Source organism: Bacillus sp. WC2503, assembly GCF_052682895.1.
Genome location: NZ_JBQYMD010000001.1, coordinates 3,492,458 through 3,511,971, shown reverse-complemented (window position 1 = coordinate 3,511,971; position 19,514 = coordinate 3,492,458). Strand labels below are relative to the sequence as shown.

General features: G+C 35.0%; 20 protein-coding genes and 2 riboswitches. Of the genes, 13 read left to right on the top strand and 7 right to left on the bottom strand.

What is annotated here, in order from left to right:
• The first annotated feature begins 16 nt into the window (after positions 1-16).
• The 9 genes from pstC (at position 17) to glcK (ending at position 8,441) form a co-directional block, all read left to right on the top strand.
• Entirely contained in the window at positions 17-967 is a 951-nt protein-coding gene (pstC, locus tag ACUN26_RS17995) for a phosphate ABC transporter permease subunit PstC (protein WP_000940896.1), read from the top strand.
• Between the two features lies 1 nt (position 968).
• Entirely contained in the window at positions 969-1,835 is an 867-nt protein-coding gene (gene pstA, locus ACUN26_RS17990) for a phosphate ABC transporter permease PstA (RefSeq protein ID WP_001242538.1), read from the top strand.
• Positions 1,836-1,863: 28 nt separating this feature from the next.
• Positions 1,864-2,679, top strand: a complete 816-nt coding sequence (gene pstB, locus ACUN26_RS17985) for a phosphate ABC transporter ATP-binding protein (RefSeq protein ID WP_000226691.1) — start codon at positions 1,864-1,866, stop codon at positions 2,677-2,679.
• A 171-nt stretch (positions 2,680-2,850) separates the two neighbouring features.
• A complete protein-coding gene (phoU, locus tag ACUN26_RS17980; RefSeq protein ID WP_033657342.1) occupies positions 2,851-3,507 on the top strand; it encodes a phosphate signaling complex protein PhoU in 657 nt (218 codons plus the stop codon).
• Positions 3,508-3,877: 370 nt separating this feature from the next.
• The gene (locus tag ACUN26_RS17975) at positions 3,878-6,232 is read left to right on the top strand and encodes a sugar phosphate nucleotidyltransferase (RefSeq protein ID WP_000679288.1); all 2,355 of its coding nucleotides are present in this window, start codon (positions 3,878-3,880) and stop codon (positions 6,230-6,232) included.
• Positions 6,233-6,301: 69 nt separating this feature from the next.
• On the top strand, positions 6,302-6,451 hold the full coding sequence (rpmG, locus tag ACUN26_RS17970) for a 50S ribosomal protein L33 (protein ID WP_001265616.1): 150 nt from the start codon (positions 6,302-6,304) through the stop codon (positions 6,449-6,451).
• Positions 6,452-6,555: 104 nt separating this feature from the next.
• Positions 6,556-7,134 carry a 5-formyltetrahydrofolate cyclo-ligase gene (locus tag ACUN26_RS17965; protein WP_000656840.1) on the top strand — a complete coding sequence of 193 codons (579 nt, stop codon included), beginning with the start codon at positions 6,556-6,558 and terminating at the stop codon, positions 7,132-7,134.
• A 103-nt stretch (positions 7,135-7,237) separates the two neighbouring features.
• On the top strand, positions 7,238-7,438 hold the full coding sequence (locus tag ACUN26_RS17960) for a YqgQ family protein (protein ID WP_000253699.1): 201 nt from the start codon (positions 7,238-7,240) through the stop codon (positions 7,436-7,438).
• Between the two features lie 19 nt (positions 7,439-7,457).
• Positions 7,458-8,441 carry a glucokinase gene (glcK, locus tag ACUN26_RS17955; protein WP_000391710.1) on the top strand — a complete coding sequence of 328 codons (984 nt, stop codon included), beginning with the start codon at positions 7,458-7,460 and terminating at the stop codon, positions 8,439-8,441.
• Positions 8,442-8,522: 81 nt separating this feature from the next.
• Here glcK and ACUN26_RS17950 read toward each other — a convergent pair whose 3' ends face one another.
• Positions 8,523-8,696, bottom strand: a complete 174-nt coding sequence (locus ACUN26_RS17950; protein WP_000524850.1) for a DUF2759 domain-containing protein — start codon at positions 8,694-8,696, stop codon at positions 8,523-8,525.
• A gap of 170 nt (positions 8,697-8,866) precedes the next feature.
• Here ACUN26_RS17950 and ACUN26_RS17945 point away from each other — a divergent pair, with 170 nt between their 5' ends.
• Both ACUN26_RS17945 and ACUN26_RS17940 read left to right on the top strand, forming a co-directional pair.
• The gene (locus ACUN26_RS17945) at positions 8,867-9,496 is read left to right on the top strand and encodes an MBL fold metallo-hydrolase (RefSeq protein WP_000872319.1); all 630 of its coding nucleotides are present in this window, start codon (positions 8,867-8,869) and stop codon (positions 9,494-9,496) included.
• A 9-nt stretch (positions 9,497-9,505) separates the two neighbouring features.
• Positions 9,506-10,618, top strand: a complete 1,113-nt coding sequence (locus tag ACUN26_RS17940) for a class I SAM-dependent methyltransferase (RefSeq protein WP_000525128.1) — start codon at positions 9,506-9,508, stop codon at positions 10,616-10,618.
• A 143-nt stretch (positions 10,619-10,761) separates the two neighbouring features.
• Here the strand turns inward: ACUN26_RS17940 and ACUN26_RS17935 are convergent, their stop codons facing one another.
• The 4 genes from ACUN26_RS17935 to ACUN26_RS17920 form a co-directional block, all read right to left on the bottom strand.
• A complete protein-coding gene (locus ACUN26_RS17935) occupies positions 10,762-11,052 on the bottom strand; it encodes an ArsR/SmtB family transcription factor (protein WP_000894375.1) in 291 nt (96 codons plus the stop codon).
• A 428-nt stretch (positions 11,053-11,480) separates the two neighbouring features.
• Positions 11,481-11,993, bottom strand: coding sequence for a cysteine hydrolase family protein (locus ACUN26_RS17930; protein WP_000379181.1), 513 nt, complete (start codon positions 11,991-11,993; stop codon positions 11,481-11,483).
• 448 nt (positions 11,994-12,441) lie between these two features.
• Positions 12,442-13,530: a saccharopine dehydrogenase NADP-binding domain-containing protein gene (locus ACUN26_RS17925; protein WP_001036803.1), complete on the bottom strand. Its 1,089-nt coding sequence runs from the start codon at positions 13,528-13,530 to the stop codon at positions 12,442-12,444.
• Positions 13,531-13,650: 120 nt separating this feature from the next.
• Entirely contained in the window at positions 13,651-13,962 is a 312-nt protein-coding gene (locus ACUN26_RS17920; RefSeq protein WP_000995772.1) for an ArsR/SmtB family transcription factor, read from the bottom strand.
• Between the two features lie 358 nt (positions 13,963-14,320).
• Between ACUN26_RS17920 and ACUN26_RS17915 the strand changes: the two genes are divergently transcribed.
• Together ACUN26_RS17915 and ACUN26_RS17910 are read left to right on the top strand one after the other, a co-directional pair.
• Positions 14,321-15,754, top strand: coding sequence for an IS4 family transposase (locus ACUN26_RS17915; RefSeq protein WP_001053925.1), 1,434 nt, complete (start codon positions 14,321-14,323; stop codon positions 15,752-15,754).
• 420 nt (positions 15,755-16,174) lie between these two features.
• On the top strand, positions 16,175-16,324 hold the full coding sequence (locus tag ACUN26_RS17910) for a hypothetical protein (protein ID WP_000521653.1): 150 nt from the start codon (positions 16,175-16,177) through the stop codon (positions 16,322-16,324).
• Positions 16,325-16,693: 369 nt separating this feature from the next.
• Here ACUN26_RS17910 and metC read toward each other — a convergent pair whose 3' ends face one another.
• Both metC and metI read right to left on the bottom strand, forming a co-directional pair.
• Positions 16,694-17,857 (bottom strand): cystathionine beta-lyase, encoded by a 1,164-nt coding sequence (metC, locus tag ACUN26_RS17905; RefSeq protein ID WP_000122270.1) that lies wholly within the window; start codon positions 17,855-17,857, stop codon positions 16,694-16,696.
• A complete protein-coding gene (gene metI, locus ACUN26_RS17900; RefSeq protein WP_000103906.1) occupies positions 17,854-18,966 on the bottom strand; it encodes a cystathionine gamma-synthase/O-acetylhomoserine thiolyase in 1,113 nt (370 codons plus the stop codon). The genes metC and metI overlap by 4 nt, the downstream gene beginning before the upstream one ends.
• Positions 18,967-19,061: 95 nt before the next feature.
• A riboswitch (SAM riboswitch) is annotated at positions 19,062-19,171 on the bottom strand.
• A 202-nt stretch (positions 19,172-19,373) separates the two neighbouring features.
• A riboswitch (SAM riboswitch) is annotated at positions 19,374-19,483 on the top strand.
• The last annotated feature ends 31 nt before the right edge of the window (positions 19,484-19,514 follow it).

Sequence of the window (19,514 nt, the reverse complement as noted above, 5' to 3'; positions counted from 1 at the left end):
AAAGGGGTTTTCATCTTTGGCTCATAATGACAAAAGTCAAATTACATTTTCTGTACAACATTTGATTGAAAGAAATACAAAACAAAGAAAAAAAATGCAACGAATCAATCAAATAGTTCCATTATTATTAAAAATAATTGCTAGTGTGTCTATTGTGACGACAATTGGAATTATTTTTACGTTGGCAAATGAAACAATGATGTTTTTTCAAAAAATATCATTATACTCCTTTTTGACGGAGAAAGAATGGTTACCGTTTTTTGAAGATCCTAAATTCGGTATATTACCACTTATATGTGGAACAGTCCTTGTAACAGCAATCGCCATGTTTGTAGCAATTCCTATCGGTTTAGCGTGTGCTGTATTTTTGAGCGAATACGCTTCAAACGGTGCGCGAAAAATATTAAAGCCGATGTTAGAACTATTAGCAGGTATCCCGACAATTGTATATGGTTTTTTTGCATTAACAGTTGTCACGCCACTTTTACAACGAATGATACCGAATTTACAGTTTTTTAATGCAATTAGTCCAGGAATCGTGATTGGATTTATGATGATACCTACAGTTGCATCTTTATCTGAAGACTCGATGAGAGCTGTGGCGAAAGGAACGAAAGAAGCCTCGTTAGCGCTCGGTGCGACTCGGTTTGAGATGGTAAAACAAGTAGTGTTTCCCGCAGCTTTTACAGGAATTATGGCAGCGATTATATTAGCGGCTTCTAGGGCAATCGGTGAAACAATGATAGTTGTAATTGCAGCGGGATCCACACCGAATGTATCGCTGGATCCGACGCACTCTATTCAAACGTTAACAGCCTATATTGTGCAAGTGAGTTTAGGCGATGCTCCGCATGGAACGATTGCTTATTACAGTATGTATGCCGTAGGCGCAACGTTATTCTTGTTTACTTTTATAATGAACATCATTTCGCAGTATATTGTGCGCCGTTTTAGGAGGGTGACATAATATGCGAATGTTGAATCATAAAAAAATACAAGAAAATATGGCATCACGTTTTTTTAAAGATCGAATTTACAAATTGTTATTTTATATAGCAATTTTGTTTTCAATCGTAATTTTGCTTATTTTGCTTTTTCAAATTTTTGAAAAAGGGTTAAGCTATCTTTCAATAGATTTCTTTACAAACTTCGCTTCACGTAATCCGAAAGAAGCCGGGATTGCTGCAGCTTTGTCGGGGACAATATTATTTATGAGTATTGTTATACCGGTCTCGTTTATATTTGGAGTCGGGACTGCCCTTTATTTAGAGCAATATGCGAAGGAATCTATATTTAAAAAGGTAATAGAAATTAATAATCAAACGTTAGCAGGAGTACCTTCCGTTGTATTTGGATTACTTGGCTTAACTATTTTTGTATATGCTCTTCATTTAGGCGAGAGTATTGTTGCAGCGGCGCTGACGATGAGTTTGCTCGTCTTACCGACAGTTGTTGTAGCTAGTCAAGAAGCGATACGATCTGTACCAAGTTCATTATTAGAGGCTTCTTACGGATTAGGTGCTACGAAGTGGCAAACGATGTATCAAATTGTATTGCCGGTAGCTTTCCCAGGAATTATAACGGGTTGTACGTTAGCGGTATCAAGAGCAATTGGAGAAGCGGCACCGTTGTTAGTAATCGGAGCATTAGCGTTTGCAAATTATGTTCCATTTAGTATGTTTGATAGATTTACAGTTTTACCAATTCAAATTTTTAATTGGATGAGTAGACCACAAGAAGAATTTCAGTATGTAGCAGCAGCTGGGATGATTGTTTTGCTAGGTCTGTTACTCTTTATCAATATATTTGTCTTATGGTTACGGAATCGAAAATAAGTTGGAAGTGGATGAAAGGGGAATTCAAATGGTAGCAACAGTAGTAAATGTACAGGTGAAAAACGAAGAGAAAATCCAGACTGCTCCAAAAAAAGTAGTATTTGATACGAAAAACCTAAATTTATGGTATGGAGAAGACCATGCTTTAAAGGATATTAACTTAAGTATTCATGAGAATGAAGTTACAGCAATTATTGGACCAAGTGGTTGCGGTAAATCAACGTACTTAAAAACATTAAATCGTATGGTAGAGTTAGTACCGATCGTTCGAACTACAGGCGTGATTGAATATAGAGAACGTAATATATTTGATAAATCGTATCCAGTTGAAGAATTACGCACACATGTAGGAATGGTGTTCCAAAAGCCAAATCCATTTCCAAAATCTATTTATGAAAATGTAGCATATGGACCGAAAATCCACGGTGTTCGTGATAAAAAAACGTTGGACGAAATTGTTGAAAAAAGTTTACGCGGGGCAGCAATTTGGGATGAATTAAAAGATCGTTTGCATGATAACGCATACGGTTTATCTGGTGGACAGCAACAACGCTTATGTATTGCACGTTGCTTAGCGATTGAACCAGACGTTATTTTAATGGATGAACCAACATCGGCGTTAGATCCAATTTCGACGTTAAAAGTAGAAGAATTAATTCAAGAGTTAAAGAAAGACTTTAGTATTGTAATTGTAACGCATAACATGCAACAAGCAGCGCGTATTTCAGATAAAACAGCTTTCTTCTTAAGTGGGGAAGTTGTGGAGTATACAGATACAAATAAATTATTCACAACCCCTTCAGATAAGCGTACAGAAGACTATATCACAGGACGATTCGGTTGATATCGCTAGCAAGGCTAAGAGAAAATGCCCTCTTAACAGAGGGCATTTCTTATTTTTACCTCATTTTAATAGAGAATTAAAACTTCTCCTATCTTACTGCTTATGGCGAGTATAAGAGGTTAGATAGGAGATTTATATAAAATGGCACATAATATTGAGGGGGAAGAAACGATGGTAAGAGAACAGTTTCAGTGTGATTTAAAAACGTTACAGCAAAAGGTAATTGAGCTTGGTGAATTAGCAAAGGAAGCTTTATTAATTGCTATGGAAGGTCTGCATACAAGAGATGTAGAGAAAGCGTTAGAGGTCATTGATGGTGATTACCGCATGGATAATTTAGAAGAGGAAATAAACGATCTTGCTCTTATGCTTATTACGAAGCAACAGCCTGTAGCAAGTGATTTAAGAAGAATTTTTATTTCAATTAAAACAGCGACAGATTTAGAGCGTATTGCAGACCATGCTGTTAATATTGCGAAATCCACAATTCGTCTTGGAGAAAAAGAAGTAACAGTTAGTTTGCAAAATCTTGATGAAATGTTTGCGATTGCTCATAAGATGCTAAATTTAGCATTGGAAGCATACGAACAAGAAAATTTAACTTTTGCTAAACAAATTGCTGAGATGGATGATTCAGTTGATGAAATATATGGGAAGGCAATTCGTGAATTTATATCCTCGATCCCTGAACAACCAGAGGCTATTACACAAATTACACAATTATCCTTTGTTGCAAGATATATTGAGCGTGTAGCAGATCATGTTACAAATATTGCTGAGAATGTATTTTATTTAGTAAAAGGAAAGCATTATTTATTGAATGAATAGGAAGGAAAGTAGGTGATGAGAAATCACCTGCTTTTTTTAGTCAAAACATGACAAAAAAAGCTCATTGTTTCCTTTAGTTTATGATGATAAGATGTATCATAATATAATGGGAAAATTAGTATTATTGGTTTTTATTCAGTGCTTTTTTACTAAGTTAATAGTAAGCGCTTTCTTTGTTGTTTGAGGGTGATAAAAATAGCCCTTCTTATTAAAGTTTCATTTTATATGGAAGAAGATTATAAGCAGAGATTTTCCATAGCACAATGATTTGTTGAAACAATCAAGCTTATATTGCTAGTTCATGTGGGATAGAGAATATACATATGGTGTATGGATTTATTGAACATTATATAAGTGGAGGCTGAAGTATATGAAGGGGGTTATTTTAGCTGGAGGAAAAGGAAGACGCCTTAGACCATTAACATGTAATACTCCAAAGCCGATGTTGCCATTATTAGAAAAACCAGTTTTGGAATACAATATTGAATTGTTACGTCAGCATGGTATTCGTGAAATTGCAATTACAGTTCAATATATGAGTGCGGCCATTAAGCAATATTTTGGCGATGGTAGTAAATGGGGAGTTAACTTGTACTATTTTGAAGACTCCCCTCCACTTGGAACGGCAGGAAGTATTAAACAAGCGGAAAACTTTTTAGATGAAACATTTGTTGTTATAAGTGGAGATGCATTAACTGATTTTCGATTATCAGAAGGAATTGCGTTTCATGAACAAAAGAAAAGAATGGTAACTATGTTTGTAAAGGAAGTAGAAAACCCACTCTCATTCGGTTTGGTTGTAATGAACAAAGAGCAAGAGGTTACACGATATATAGAAAAACCAAGCTGGAATGAGGTAATCTCCAATATTGTGAATACAGGGATTTATATTATGGAGCCAGAAATCTTTTCTTACATACCACCCCGAGAATTTTTTGATTTCAGTCAAGATGTGTTTCCATTATTAGCAAATAAGAACGCGTTATTTGCATATTTGTCAGAAGGTTATTGGTTAGATATCGGTACATTTGATCAATATCGACAAGCACAATTTGATTTGTTAACGAAAAAATTGCAAGTACCTATTCCTTATACGGAAGTGTTACCGATGGTATGGATGGGAGAAGGTGTGACGATTGGAAAAGGGACGAAAATTTATGGCCCATCTTTTATTGGAGAAGGAGCAAAGATTGGTGAGGGGGCTGTAATTGAGCCGTACTCTATTATCGGGAAAAATAGTATTGTTTCAAGTTACTCTCATCTTCAAAAAAGTATTGTTTTTGCAAATGCTCACATTGGGGAGTATTGTGAGCTATTAGAAACGACAATAGGAGAGCATACAATGGTTGAAGATGACGTTACGTTGTTTCAAAAAAGTATTGTAGCGGATCATTGTCATATAGGGAAGAGTACGGTCATTAAGCAAAAAGGAAAATTATGGCCTTATAAGGCCATTGATAGTCATTCGATAGTAGGATCGGCTGGTGTTCAAGAAAGTGAAAAAAGCGCTGGCTGGTTACAAAAAAGCCGTATTGTAGGGAGAGGGAATGTTGAGATTACTCCGCAATTTATTGTAAAAGTGGCGATGGCGTATGGATCTCTTTTCGGAAAAGGGGAAAGCATACTAATTGGGAGTCAAGAACATATAGAAACAACTTCTTATAAAAATTTATTTTTACATGCTATTCATGGTATCGGGATTCATACGATGGAATGTAAAGAGATGAACGAGTCACTTTTTCAGTATAGCATTCATAATTTGCAATGTGCAGGTGGGGTTTTCGTTCAAGTGGAAAATGAAAAAGAAGTTGTTATAAAGCTGTATGGTAAGAATGGAATGCTGTTAACGTATAAGCAGCAAAAAGCAATAGAACAAGTATATATGTCCGAGTCGTTTTATTACGTATGTGAGAAAGAAATGGGACAAAATACGCCAGTCCACGTTTCTTTAAATGACTATATAGAAGCTGTATTAGAATGCATTGATATTGAACAAATACAAAAACAAAAGTTTCATCTTCTTATTAATAAGAGAAATGATATGTTACAACATTTACTTATGCTCTTTCTTCAAAGGCTTGGGTGCACAGTTACATGGATTTATGCGGGCGAACAAAAAGATCATGTGAAAGCTTTGATGAAATCAAGTAAAGCGAATATGGCGCTTATGTTTTCTGAGCAAGGAAATTATTTCGAGTTATATGATAATCATAGTAATATTTACCAAGGTACAGATTTTGAAGAAATAGATCTTCCTGACTTATTACTGGAATCAAAAGGGAATATTTACCCAATGTCTTTGAAATTAGGAGAATGTTACCTTCTATTTTATATACATGATGAAAAAAAGGCGTTTCAAGTAAAGTGGAAACGAGATATTTTATATCGAATTGGAAAGTTATTCGAGTTAATAGCACTGCAAGAAAAGGCGTTTCTTAGCATAGTAGAGCAATCACCGCCGCTTTATTTACTTTATGATGAAGTTGTGTGTTCATGGAACGAAAAAGGGAAAGTGATGAGGAAATTATTGGCCGATATGGAAAGAAAGGAAGAAGGTATATTTGAAGGAGTGCAGTTCAAATATACCGAAAAAGAATGGTCTTATATCGTTTCTGATACAAAACAACCAAAATTTTTGGTGTATTCACATGCTAGAAATCCAGTGATAGCAAGGGAAAACATGAAAAATCTTATAGAAAAAATTAGACAATATCAAAAGGTGTAGAATTTTTATTTTAAAAGTGGTATTATGGTATAGTCTGATTTAAGTTATTAGTACTGGAGGGAAATAAGAATGCGTGTGAATATTACTCTAGCATGTACAGAATGCGGAGATCGTAACTATATCTCAAAGAAAAATAAACGTAACAACGCTGAGCGTATCGAGCTTAAAAAGTATTGCAAGCGTGACAAGAAGTCTACGTTACACCGTGAAACAAAGTAAGCAGTAGGAATATTTTCCTACTGTTTCTTTTTTTATTCGATTCCTATATTAAAAGTGATACACTATCATCATAGAGTAAAGTGTCACTGTAGGGGGGAAGATGTGTGAAAGAAGAGAAAATACGTTTACGTAAACAAATAATAGAACACATGAATTCTTTATCGGAAGAACAGTATGCAACTTTATCAGAGCAAATCGCAGTTTCGTTGTATGCGCAAAAAGAGTGGGTTGAAGCTGAAACAATTGGAATCACTCTTTCAATGGAAAATGAAGTGAATACATATCCTATTATAGAAAAAGCTTGGGAAGAAGGAAAGAAAGTTGTAGTTCCGAAGTGTAATAAAGGAACAAGAACAATGTCCTTCCGGCAAATTAGTAATTTTGATCAATTAGAAACAGTGTATATGCATTTGCGTGAACCGATTCCATCGCTTACTGAAGAAGTGAATGCGGATGAAATTAACCTTCAAATCGTACCAGGTGTAGCTTATACAGAGCGAGGAGAACGGATTGGATACGGCGGGGGCTATTATGATCGTTATCTCGTGCATTATAAAGGGAAAACGCTATCATTAGCTTATGATTTTCAAATGGTAAAACAAATTCCAGTGGAACCATTTGATAAAAATGTAGAAAAAATTATTACAGAAAAAGGAACAATGGTTATAAATGGGCTTGTATAGACAAATAAAAATTGACGAGACTTTTTCTTCTTGATTATAATAAAATATGTGAACGTTTTCTTATTATAACTTTTTATAGTAAGTGAGCATAGAGGGTGATGAAATGGTATCTATTTATGATATTCAGCAATTGCTAAAGAAATTTGGTACGATTATTTATACGGGTGATCGAATTGCAGATTTGCAATTAATGCAAGATGAGCTACGTGAATTAAATCAGTCACAGCTAATCGATCCACAAGACTATCAAACAGCTTTATTTTTATTGAAGCAAGAAATTCAAAAAGAGCTAAATAAGAATTAGATAAAGGTAGGTAAGCAACATGGAAGAGAAATGGTTAGTTGGTGTTGACCTTGGTGGTACAACGATTAAATTAGCATTTATTAATGTATACGGTGAAATTTTACATAAGTGGGAAATCCCTACGAATACAAATGAGCAAGGAAAACATATTACACTTGACGTAGCGAAGGCAATTGATAAAAAATTAGAAGAGTTAGGCGAATTAAAAAGCAAGTTAATTGGTATTGGTATGGGAGCTCCTGGTCCTGTGCATGTGGCATCTGGAATGATTTATGAAGCGGTTAATTTAGGGTGGAAAAACTATCCATTAAAAGATTTACTAGAAGTAGAAACAGGGTTACCTGTTGTAATTGATAACGATGCAAACTTAGCAGCGCTTGGCGAAATGTGGAAAGGTGCTGGCGAAGGAGCAAAAGATTTAATTTGTATGACGCTTGGCACTGGTGTCGGTGGTGGTGTAATCGCCAATGGTGAGATTGTACACGGTGTAAGTGGTGCTGCTGGTGAGATTGGACATATTACAGTCGTTACAGAAAATGCTTTCCCATGTAATTGCGGAAAATCTGGTTGTTTAGAAACAGTAGCTTCTGCAACGGGTATTGTGCGTGTTGCTATGCAGAAAATACAAGAGACTGATAAAGAAAGCATGTTACGTTCTATGTTAGCAGAAGAAGGACGTATTACATCAAAAGATGTTTTTGAAGCGCACGGACAAGGTGATGAACTAGCAAATGAAGTAGTAGAAAAAGTAGCTTCTTATTTAGGATTAGCTGTAGCGAATCTTTCTAGTACGTTGAACCCAGAGAAAATTGTTATTGGTGGAGGCGTTTCTAAAGCTGGAGATGCACTATTAGAACCAATTCAAAGTTATTTCGAGCAATATGCTTTCTCACGTGCTGTAAAGAGTACGAAGTTAGCCATTGCAACACTTGGTAATGATGCAGGTGTTATTGGAGGAGCTTGGCTTGTAAAAAAGCACAAATACGAAGCGAAGATGATATAAGTTGTGAAATGTGAAAAGAGGAAGGGGGAAACCCTTCCTCTTTTTGCGTAAAATCTTGATGAAGAATAACATGTAAGTGAATTAAGCTGCTGGCGGATACCCGTTATATAGAACAGTCATGATCGTAAACCATCCGAAAACGAGTACAGTCGCAATTGCAAAGCCGCCTGCGAAAAAGTTCTTTTCGCGAAGTGTTCTAAGCGTAGCAAAAACAGCTAATAGAGTGACAAGCGTAAAAATAATAACAAGGCCCATACAATATCCTCCTCTGTCTACCTATTCTTAAATGTGAGTTTTTAGAATATTTACTCTTTTACATTGTACATGTTTTAAAAATGATTGTCGAGATAGCATCCTTTCTTTTCCTAAGAGAAAGAAATGTTGTATCATTAAAAGTAAGTTTAATAACTGGAGGAGATTTTCATATGAAATGGACACAAATGCCGTTAGGACCATTACAAACAAATGCTTATATTTTAACGAATGATCAAAATGAGTGTATTATCTTTGACCCTGGTCATGAAGGAGAGAAGCTCGTTACATATTTACAAGAAGAACAATTAAAACCACTGGCGGTTTTATTAACGCATGCCCACTTTGATCATATTGGTGCTGTTGATGCGGTAAGAGACGCTTTCCATATTCCTGTATACGTACATAAAGAAGAAGCAGATTGGTTAGGAGATGGAACTGTAAATGGCTCTCAAATTTTTATGATGAACCGTAGTATTACAGCTAAGCCAGCGGATCATATTATTGATGCAGAAGGTACATTAACAGTCGGTTCATTTAATTTTGAAATTTTTGAGACGCCAGGACACTCTCCAGGAAGTATTTCTTATTATAGTAAAGAGGCGAATGCAGTGTTCTCAGGAGATGTATTATTCCAAATGAGTATTGGAAGAACTGATTTACCTGGTGGAAGTTTTGCTGAATTAATTGGAAGTATTGAAGAGAAATTATTCGTATTGCCAGATGAAACAGCGGTGCTATGTGGACATGGTCCAGAAACAAGCATCGGTTTTGAAAAAGAAAATAATCCATTTTTACAATAAGGAGTCATTATGGGGATGGAGCTCATTTTAAGAGAATGGATGGGGAAAGAGAAAGATTATTCGATTTCATATAGTACGTATATGAACCTCGTATTGTATGCAGAAGGGCATGGCTATTATATGAAGGACCGTGAAAAGATTGGAAGACAAGGCGATTTTTTTACAAGTAGCAATGTATCCTCTGCTTTTGCAAAAACATTTGCTAAGTTTTTTATTCGTCTTGTTGAGAATGATGAAGTCGCTCCAAATATTTGTGAGATTGGCGGGGGAACAGGAAAGTTTGCCTATGATGTTTTACAAGAATGGAAGCAATTATCTCCGGAAACCTTTATTGATTTAAACTATTCAATGATTGAAGTGAGCCCTTTTCATAGAAAATTACAACAAGAGAATCTGTGCTCATTTTCTAATGTATCGTATTATACATCTTATAGTAAAATGGGAGAGTCATTCGAAGGAATTCTTTTTTCGAATGAGTTATTTGATGCATTTCCTGTTGAAGTAATTGAGAAGAGAAATGGAATGTTGTATGAAGTACGTATTACGTATACAGAGGAAGGGAACCTTGCTGAAGTATGTAGACCGTTAGATAAAAGAATCGGTCGCTACTTACTGAAATATAACATTCATATTGCAGAAGGGCAGCGTTTTGAGGTGCCAATTGCGATGGAAGATTATGTAAAGGGAATTGCAAAATGGTTTCAAAAAGGTATATGTATTACAGTTGACTATGGATACACAAAAGCAGAATGGACGTACCCTGCGCATCGGGAAGGAAGTTTACGTGGGTATTATAAGCATAAGTTAATACGTAATCCTTTAGCGTATCCAGGGGAAATGGATCTTACTACTCATATTCATTGGGATGAGTTAAAGGAGATTTTTAACCTTCAGGGAATGAGTGCAGTATGGCATAAGAAGCAATCTGAGTTTTTGTTAGCTGCAGGAATATTAGAACAGCTTACGAGTCATCAAGATACGAATCCTTTTTCTGAAACTCAAAAACAAAATCGAGCAATTCGTTCTATGATTTTGAACGGAGGATTAGGGAATGCCTTTGATGTTGTTATACATACGAAAGACATACAGAATTTACATCTGAATCGGTATTTAACAATATAAAAAACAAGACACAGCATATTTCTGTGTCTTGTTTTTTAATACGACGTATGTAGTATTATATATTTCCTCTCATGATATATATTTATATTAAAGATATGAGATGAAAAATATAGAATACGTTCTTTTTCTCTGTTTATTAGTCCCTAACCTAATAATACGCGAACGAGTTGAATAATTGTTTCGTTTTCTACTTTGTAGTAAATTTCTAATCCTTTTCTTTCACTAGAAACGATTTTAGCACTTTTTAATTTTGCTAAATGCTGTGAAATTGTAGACTGTGGCATGTTTAAGCCAGTGTACATTGTAGAAACGTTGCTTGGACCACGCTCGATTAATCCTTTTACGATACATAAACGAACTGGGTGAGCAAGTACTTTCAATAATTCTGCATTGCTTTCATAAAGTTCTATTTCTTTTTGAAAGGTTTCTAACATGTTCTTTTCCACCTCCGTGTGAGCTGTTATACCATACTATACATACCAAAAAATTAAAGAAAAGAAAACAGTTGTTGCAGAAAAAATTTCCTAAAGTAAAGAAATTGTAAGAAAAGAGACCCTGATGTAAATAAAATGGATAAATTAGCACAGTTTTGTAAAATGACGCTTTTGGGCGAAAATTTTGATGCATTTTAAAAATTGAAAGATATAGATATATTTGTAACACAATTTTATCATGATTTTCTTATTCTTTCAAATGAATATACAAAATTTTTAAAATAATATGACAAAGGAATTATAATGCTATATATAGAATATAAAACAGGTTAAAAGAAGCCCGATGTAATCAGCTTTTTTATGAGGATAATGAGACACTTGAGTGTAGCTGATCAATCTTAGAATGATCAAGTCATTCTTCATTTATGCTAGAGCTCATCTTTTAGCAACTTTAAAAATCTGTGATTCCATATATTCTCATAAAAGTCAATTGTCTCTTTTGCGGACATAAATGGATTGTTTAATGTAGAAGTTATTTTAGGTGCCATAAAGTTTTCGTACCCTAGTCCGTGAGCAAATTTAATCGTAGCATCCATACAGTACTCTGTTTGGGCGCCACAAAATTCAATACGATGTACAGATAATTGATCTAAAATTTCTTTTAAGTTTGTTTTATAAAATGAATTTGCATGTGTTTTTCTCACAAAGAAATCTTGGTCTTGAACATCTAGATCAGTATGAATAGCCCAAAGTTCTTTTTCGGGTACTAAATCATCATCACAATGTTGAACAAAAATGATTGGTTTATTTGATTTTCTGTATGAAGAAATTCTTTTATTTACTTTTGTAAGCAAGTTTTGTAAATCAAATAAATGCTCTCCGCTATAACATACCCCATTTTGTAAATCGATAACGATTAAAATATCAGAACAAGTATCCATTATTTTTACCCCCTTGTATTTCTTAATATATCGATAAAACCATTATTTGTAAATAAGTGATGTGCTTTTATCCCACTATTTGTGGGAGGCGGGCTGCCCGTAAACGCCCGATTGGTGAAGGCTAATAATGAGTGGGAATGAACAAAACCCCCAATGATTAAATTTTTGTACAGAGATAATAAAGTAGTTTCATTTACAATAAAATTCTTTAAAAAACAATAAAGTTGTTTTATTATAATTGGGGTAGAGTCACATCGCCATCAAGCTAACAAGGACGATTTACCCCAAAACGAAAATTTTATTTCTGTACAGTTGTTTCTTACAATTCAGCTCATTTTTTTCGTTTTGAGGAATACTAGACTTCTTAAATTGATGAATGTGAGGAATTCGATTTCTTAACTTTAGTTTGATAGCGATATGTGTACTACCACGTATAGAACGGTACCTTTTATATATTTTCTGTCGTAATATTAACTCCGTATTCTCTATAAAAATCTAAAATTGTAGATGCATTCACACCCAAATCTAATAGATTTTCTGGAAAGTAAATTTCAGAATTCGGAACCACAATATCAGATGTTTGTAAAATATTCTCTGCTTGGACAGATGCTCCTAAAGCAGTAAGATGTGTCTGTCCTAACGGATCCGATATGTTCACACATCGTCTATGCAATACACCAGTATCATCATAACCTTTAAGGTGAATAACTATGTTATGTGCACTTCCCTTTCCGGGTTTATAGAGAATATTTTTCCGTAAACCGGTAAATTTTTCTCCGCTAATTATTTTCCAAATTCCTGTATTCACCAGAGAAACCAATCCATATGTAGATATTTTACTATCAAAAGCAATACGAAAGTTAGCCGAAACAGCATGAATAGATTCTGGCAGAGTTATGTGATCAGGAGTATCCAAACGATAACATTTTGTTATATAACCGTTGGGAAAGCGGACTTTGATTGGATCAGTCATTGGATAGGCCTGTCGCATTCCCTCTTGAGATTTGACTTCAAATGGAATAGTTAACCGATCCATATATGCTGTTGAATTTGGTCCTGCTTTGTCTTGAAGAGAATATAATGCGTTGATATCAACTGTAACCTCTTGAAGATCTTTTGAATAAATTTTAGAAAAAAGGGCTGCTGTCCCCCCCATCCACCCAGAAGCTAATACAACAGGGGATTGAACTTCAACATTTTTCAATCGAGCAATAGAACTCTGAAATCGTTCAGTCCAACGAGTAATGTCAACCAATGGAATTCTTCTTTTGACCGCGGATAGAAGTAGTCTATCTTGAGAATCATTAACCGCATTAACAACTAATGTGAGATTATCATTCAAACTTCTTAAAGGATCATCTGTTGTGTTGTCCACCTTGACTATTTTTACTCTCTCTGATTCAAAAGGTAGTGCTTTCCCTAAGGTTCTTCCTCCTAATCTAATTTCCAAATCAGGATGTCGATCATGTAAAATTTGAGCAATTTGGCTACCAACAACTCCATATCCACCAACAATTAATACGGTTTTCTTATTCATCTGAAACCTCCATTTTAATTAGTATTCACTTATAAGTTTAAATGATTAAAAACTTAAACCTTTTAACATAAAAACCATTAAAAAAGGGGCAAAATGTGTCCCTAAATTATAAATTTGTATCTAATTCTTACATTCATCTTCGACTAAAGAAACAAGTTCTTTTAAAAGATTTATTGTTTCATTAAATTCAAGGCAATAATACATTTCAGTGCCTTTTTTCTGAACTTGAAGCAACCCTGATTGTTTCAATATTTTCAGATGATGAGATACAGTAGGCCTTGACATAGGAATATGCTCCGCAATTTGCGTCACATTTAAGCTATCTTTATCAATTAAAAGTGATACAATTTGCCGACGTGTTGGATCTCCCAGCCCTTGAAAACACGGTCCTAAACTTTCTAAAAGATGCATTACTTTATCATTACAGTTCATTTCACTCACATTTCCTTTTGTTGAAGAATTTAATCATTTAAACGTATTATAAATTACATTACTATCTAATGCAATAAAGAAGTAGCACCAACTTTGAGTATAAATATAGAAAGTTTCATACACGGCCGTTTTCGGTTTTCCATATTTGTCAGAATGTCGGTTCTTTTTCCCGTAACAATTGCCGAATCCATACCAGCTACAACCAGGACAAACCCACGAAATTAAGCCTATATCAGATTGTATCCAAAGCTTCCAGGGGTACCGCCACATCGATATAAAGCTAAGGTTCTGCACTATCCATAAAGCAAAAAAGACGTTATCCTTTCTGTAGAATTATAGGAAAGGATGGCGTCTCTTTATGAATCTTTCGATCCTTGACGAACTTCAACCGATTGCTGAAGAATTACAACGACATATGTCTCCTCATGTTCTAGAACACCTAGCCAAAGAAAAAGGATTCGTTCAGCGAAAGAGTAAATATCAAGCACAGGAGTTAGTTGCTTTATGTGTATGGCTTAGTCAACAGGTTGCAAGTACATCACTCACACAATTATGTAGCTGCCTTGAAGTATCTACAGGTATTCTTATCAGCCCTGAAGGACTTAACCAACGATTTAATGCTTCCGCAGTACAGTTTCTTGAACAAGTTCTAGCTAACCTTCTAACTCAAAGAATTCATTCAACAAAAGAAATAATTCATCAATATACCACGGCATTTAAGCACATTCGGATTCTAGACTCTACAACATTTCAGCTTCCAGATAAGTTTTCTTCACATTATCAAGGTTCTGGTGGAAGTAGCCATACGGCAGGAGTTAAAATTCAATTGGAGTATGACCTATTGAGTGGAAAGTTCCTGCACGTTTATGTAGGAGAAGGAAGAGAAAATGATAAAACCTTTGGTTCAACAAGCCTACAAACCATTCAACCAAAAGACTTGTACATAAGAGATTTAGGCTATTTCGACTTACATGACTTACAGAAGATCCATGATAAAGGAGCTTACTATGTCTCACGTTTGAAATTAAATTCTCGAATCTATTGTAAGAATGATCAGCCAGAGTATTTTCGAAATGGGACCGTGAAGAAAGGAACACTCTATATTCAGTTAGATATGGAAGAACTCATGAATCAATTGTCCCCTGGTCAAACAATGGAGATTCCAGAGGTATACATTGGACAGTATCAAAAATTACCAGCTCGTGTTATTATTCATCGATTAACAAAGGAACAAACAGAAAAAAGGTTGAAAGAACAAACCAAAAGAGAAAAAAAGAAAGGTATTATCTACAAAGAACGGAGTAAACGGTTGAGTGGAATCAATGTGTATATTACGAATCTTTCTGCAGAAAATGTTCCAACGGAACATATCCATGACTTCTATTCATTACGTTGGCAAATTGAAATTTTATTTAAAACATGGAAATCTTTCTTTCAAATTAACCAGTGTAAAGAAATCAAGAAAGAACGCTTAGAATGCCATTTATATGGGCAACTCATTAGTATTTTACTCTGTTCATCGACGATGTTTAAAATGCGTCAGTTACTCTTGGATAAGAAAAAGAAAGAGCTAAGTGAATACAAATCCATCTATATGATAAAGAATTATTATCTATTGTTTTATGAAGGATTACAAAAGGACATTCATGAATTATTAAAAGTTTTACTGCGTTTGTTTTATCTTTTAGAGAAAAATGGGCGGAAATCTCACCGGTACGAAAAGAAAACCGTCTTTGATATCTTAGGTGTTGTGTATGATTATACGTTGTCACAAAGTTTCAAAGTTGTATAATATTTTTTGAAATACCTATTTAATAGGCTTATTTGTTATGCCCATCTTTAATACAGTCGTAGAAATTTAAAGAAATAACTCTCACATATACCCTCTTAGCACCCTTAACTTGATGGTGATGGGGTAGAGTCAAGAAAATACGCATTTACAACGATAAGTATTTTGATACAAGTCTTATGAGACATTATGAGGTCTAATTGAAAGGTGATTGGATTATGTACCGATAGGTTTTACTCTATTGAGATTGTGAAGTTTCCTACTTAGACTAACGGGGCAGGTTAGTTAGATAAAGGGATATTTGGATTAAGATAGATGTAAGTAGAAAAACTACTAAAGTAATAAGATTTTCTTCAGTAAAATAAGGTATATTATATTTGTTGAATAGATTCTCTGTAAAGACAAGAAAAGTAGGTGAACAAAGTGGGCAAATATCAATTGGATTACAAAAGTCAGGTAGCTGTGGCAAAGTTTCATGAAAAACAGACGCCTGCCAAATTTGATAAAAAGCAGCAACTTGAAAAATTGCGTGCGGAGTATTTGAAAAAGAAGCAAAAACAAACAGATAAATAATATGTTTTGTTTGTCTGATTGTTTTGTATTCGGTGTAAACAAAAGGAAATAGGTAAGTTATTCATCGTTCAAATATATACAGGCTATTTTTTCAAACATCTTTCTTAATGAACTAACGCATGCGTTAGTTCATTAAGAATAAATAAAAAAGTCGATTCCTTGAGAGGGGAATCGGCTTTTTTTAATAAGTGATATTTCCTTAGCGTTGTAAATCCGCATTTTCCTGACGCTACCCCTCATTAGACTAACGAGGAGGATGGTTGAAGAAGACAAAAAAATTTGAGTACAAAAAGAAAAAACACTAAAAAGAATATACTAAACCGCATAAAAAGAAGATATGAGAACTTAATCTCATATCTTCTTTTCTCTCTACGCATTTACAGGTTCTTCTACATAAGAGAGGGCATTTTCAAAATCGGATATTAAATCGTTAACATTTTCAAGACCGACTGATAAGCGAAGTAATGAATTAGAGATACCTCTTTCATCACGAGCTTTTTGCGACAGTGCGGCGTGGGACATTTTAGCTGGGTAGGAAAGAATCGATTCGACAGCTCCTAAACTCACTGCAAAAACAGGTAATTTTACTTTTGATAAAAATTGGCGGAGTGCATCTTCTGACTGCAAAGTAAACGATAAGACCGCTCCAGCTGACGTTGCTTGAGATTGTTGAATATTAAATCCAAGATGTGTTTGTAATCCCGGATAATAGACATTTTGTACTTTAGCATGCTCTTGTAAATAGTGTGCAATTTTATTGGCATTTGCAGCTGAGTGCTCAAGACGTACATGTAATGTTTTTAGACCGCGAAGTACGAGAGAACAATCTTGAGGTCCTAAAATAGCGCCAAATGCATTTTGTAAAAATCCAAGCTTTTGAGCGAGTTCGGCATCTTTTACGACCGTTAATCCGGCAGTAACATCACTGTGACCAGCAATAAATTTTGTAGCACTATGAAGAACGACATCGGCGCCAAGATCAAGTGGCTTCTGGAATAATGGTGTCAAAAAAGTATTATCAACAAATGTAAGAGCACCAATAGATTTTGCGAGTTTAGAAACCTCGCGAATATCTGTTACTTTTAAAAGTGGGTTAGATGGTGTTTCTACATAAAAGAGTTTCGTATTCGATTTAATATTTTGCTTTATTTCTTCTAAATTGGTCATATCAACAAATGTATGTGAAACACCGTAACGGGAGAGTACTTCAGTTATAATTCGATAAGTGCCTCCGTATACGTCTTCTGAAATGAGAACGTGATCGCCTTGTGAAAGAAGGAGAAAAGCAGTAGAAATCGCTGCAATGCCTGAGGCAAAGGCGAATCCTTTTGTTCCGCCTTCTAATAAAGCAATGATATCTTCCAGAGCTTCACGAGTTGGATTTCCAGATCGGCTATAGTCGTATTTGCCAAAAGTATCTACATCAAACTGGTGAAATGTTGATGTGTTATAAATGGGAACGTTAACAGCTCCTGTTTGTGCATCGTGTTTATATTGGTTGTGTAGTAAGAGTGTATCTATAGAATAACTCATATTCTCACACCTTCTTTTACAAGTTTAATGGCTTGATTTAAGTCTTGAATTAAATCATTACTGTTTTCAATGCCGACGGAGAATCGAAGAAGACGATTACATACACCGTTCGCCGTTCTGATTTCTTCTGGAATATCAGCATGTGTTTGCGTTGCTGGATAAGTCATTAAACTTTCTACACCACCAAGACTTTCGGCAAATGTGATTAAGGATAAAGATTGTAAGAATGGATTAATCCAAGCTTCATCTTTAAGTCGGAATGAAATCATACCGCCTCTCCCTGGATAAAAGACATCTGTCACACCATCCTCATCATTTAAATAAGCAACAACTGCTTTCGCATTTTCTTCATGTTGTTTCATGCGAAGCGCTAAAGTTTTCATACCACGAATTAATAGCCATGAGTCAAATGGGCTTAAGACAGCACCGGAGGCATTATGATAATGAGCGATTTCCTCACAAAGTTCCTTTCCTTTTGCAACGACAAGTCCGCTTAATACATCATTATGCCCACCTAAATATTTCGTTGCACTATGAAGTACGATGTCAGCACCTTCTGTTAATGGCTGCTGTATATAAGGCGTGTAGAATGTATTGTCTACGATAAGAAGTAGTCTGTGTCTTTTCGCTACAGTTGCGACAGCGGCAATATCAGTAACTTGCATTAATGGATTAGTCGGAGTTTCTATGAAAATAGCCTTCGTTTCAGTTGTGATAGCTTGCTCAATCTGTTTAATAGATTGTGTATTTACGTATCTACATCGAACATTCCACTTTTTTTCGTGTTCGGAAAATAAGCGATACGTTCCCCCGTATAAATCTTCGGATACAATAAGTTCATCTCCAGAACGGAATAATGAAAGGACGAGGAGAACAGCTGCCATACCTGAACTACAGGCATAACCTTGTTGGCCATATTCTAAGTCTGCGATTGCCTGTTCTAAAAGACCACGAGTTGGATTTCCAGTTCGTGAATAGTCAAAGCCGGTAGATTTACCAAGTCCTTCGTGACGATAAGCGGTTGAGAAATAAACGGGTGGATTAACAGTTCCTGTTGTAGTTTCGCTACGATTTCCGATTTGTGCTAGTTTTGTTTCGATAGTTGACATGTAAAAATTCCTCCTTTTTAAATTGAACCAGTAGTTGAATATAAAATAAAAAAAAGCCTTCTAAGAAGAAGGCTTTCGGATTGAATAGAGTCTTCTTCTCATCTGTCAAATCTTTCACAATTTGCTGGAATTAGCACCTTATTAACAAATGTTAATGGTTGCTGAGGCGTCATAGGGCCAGTCCCTCTACCTCTCTAGATAAGAATGTTCGTATGAAATTTTTATTATGTTTTTAACTTTACAGCAAAAGTTAATTGAATTGCAACTTTATTTTAAATAATTTTTATTTTTCCGCAAGTGTCATTGACTTTTATATTTGTGCATGCTAAATTTATAAAAAATTAACAAACATTGTTAAAAGGGGAACGCATTTCCTTTTAGCTACATAAATAAAATAATAAAGACAACTCTTATTGAGAGCGGTGGAGGGAAAGGCCCTGTGAAACCCGGCAACCTTCAAACGAAATGTTTGAAACGGTGCTAATACCTGCAAAACGAATGTTTTGCATAATAAGAGGCGGAACAATTATGTCCCCCTCTTCAAAGTG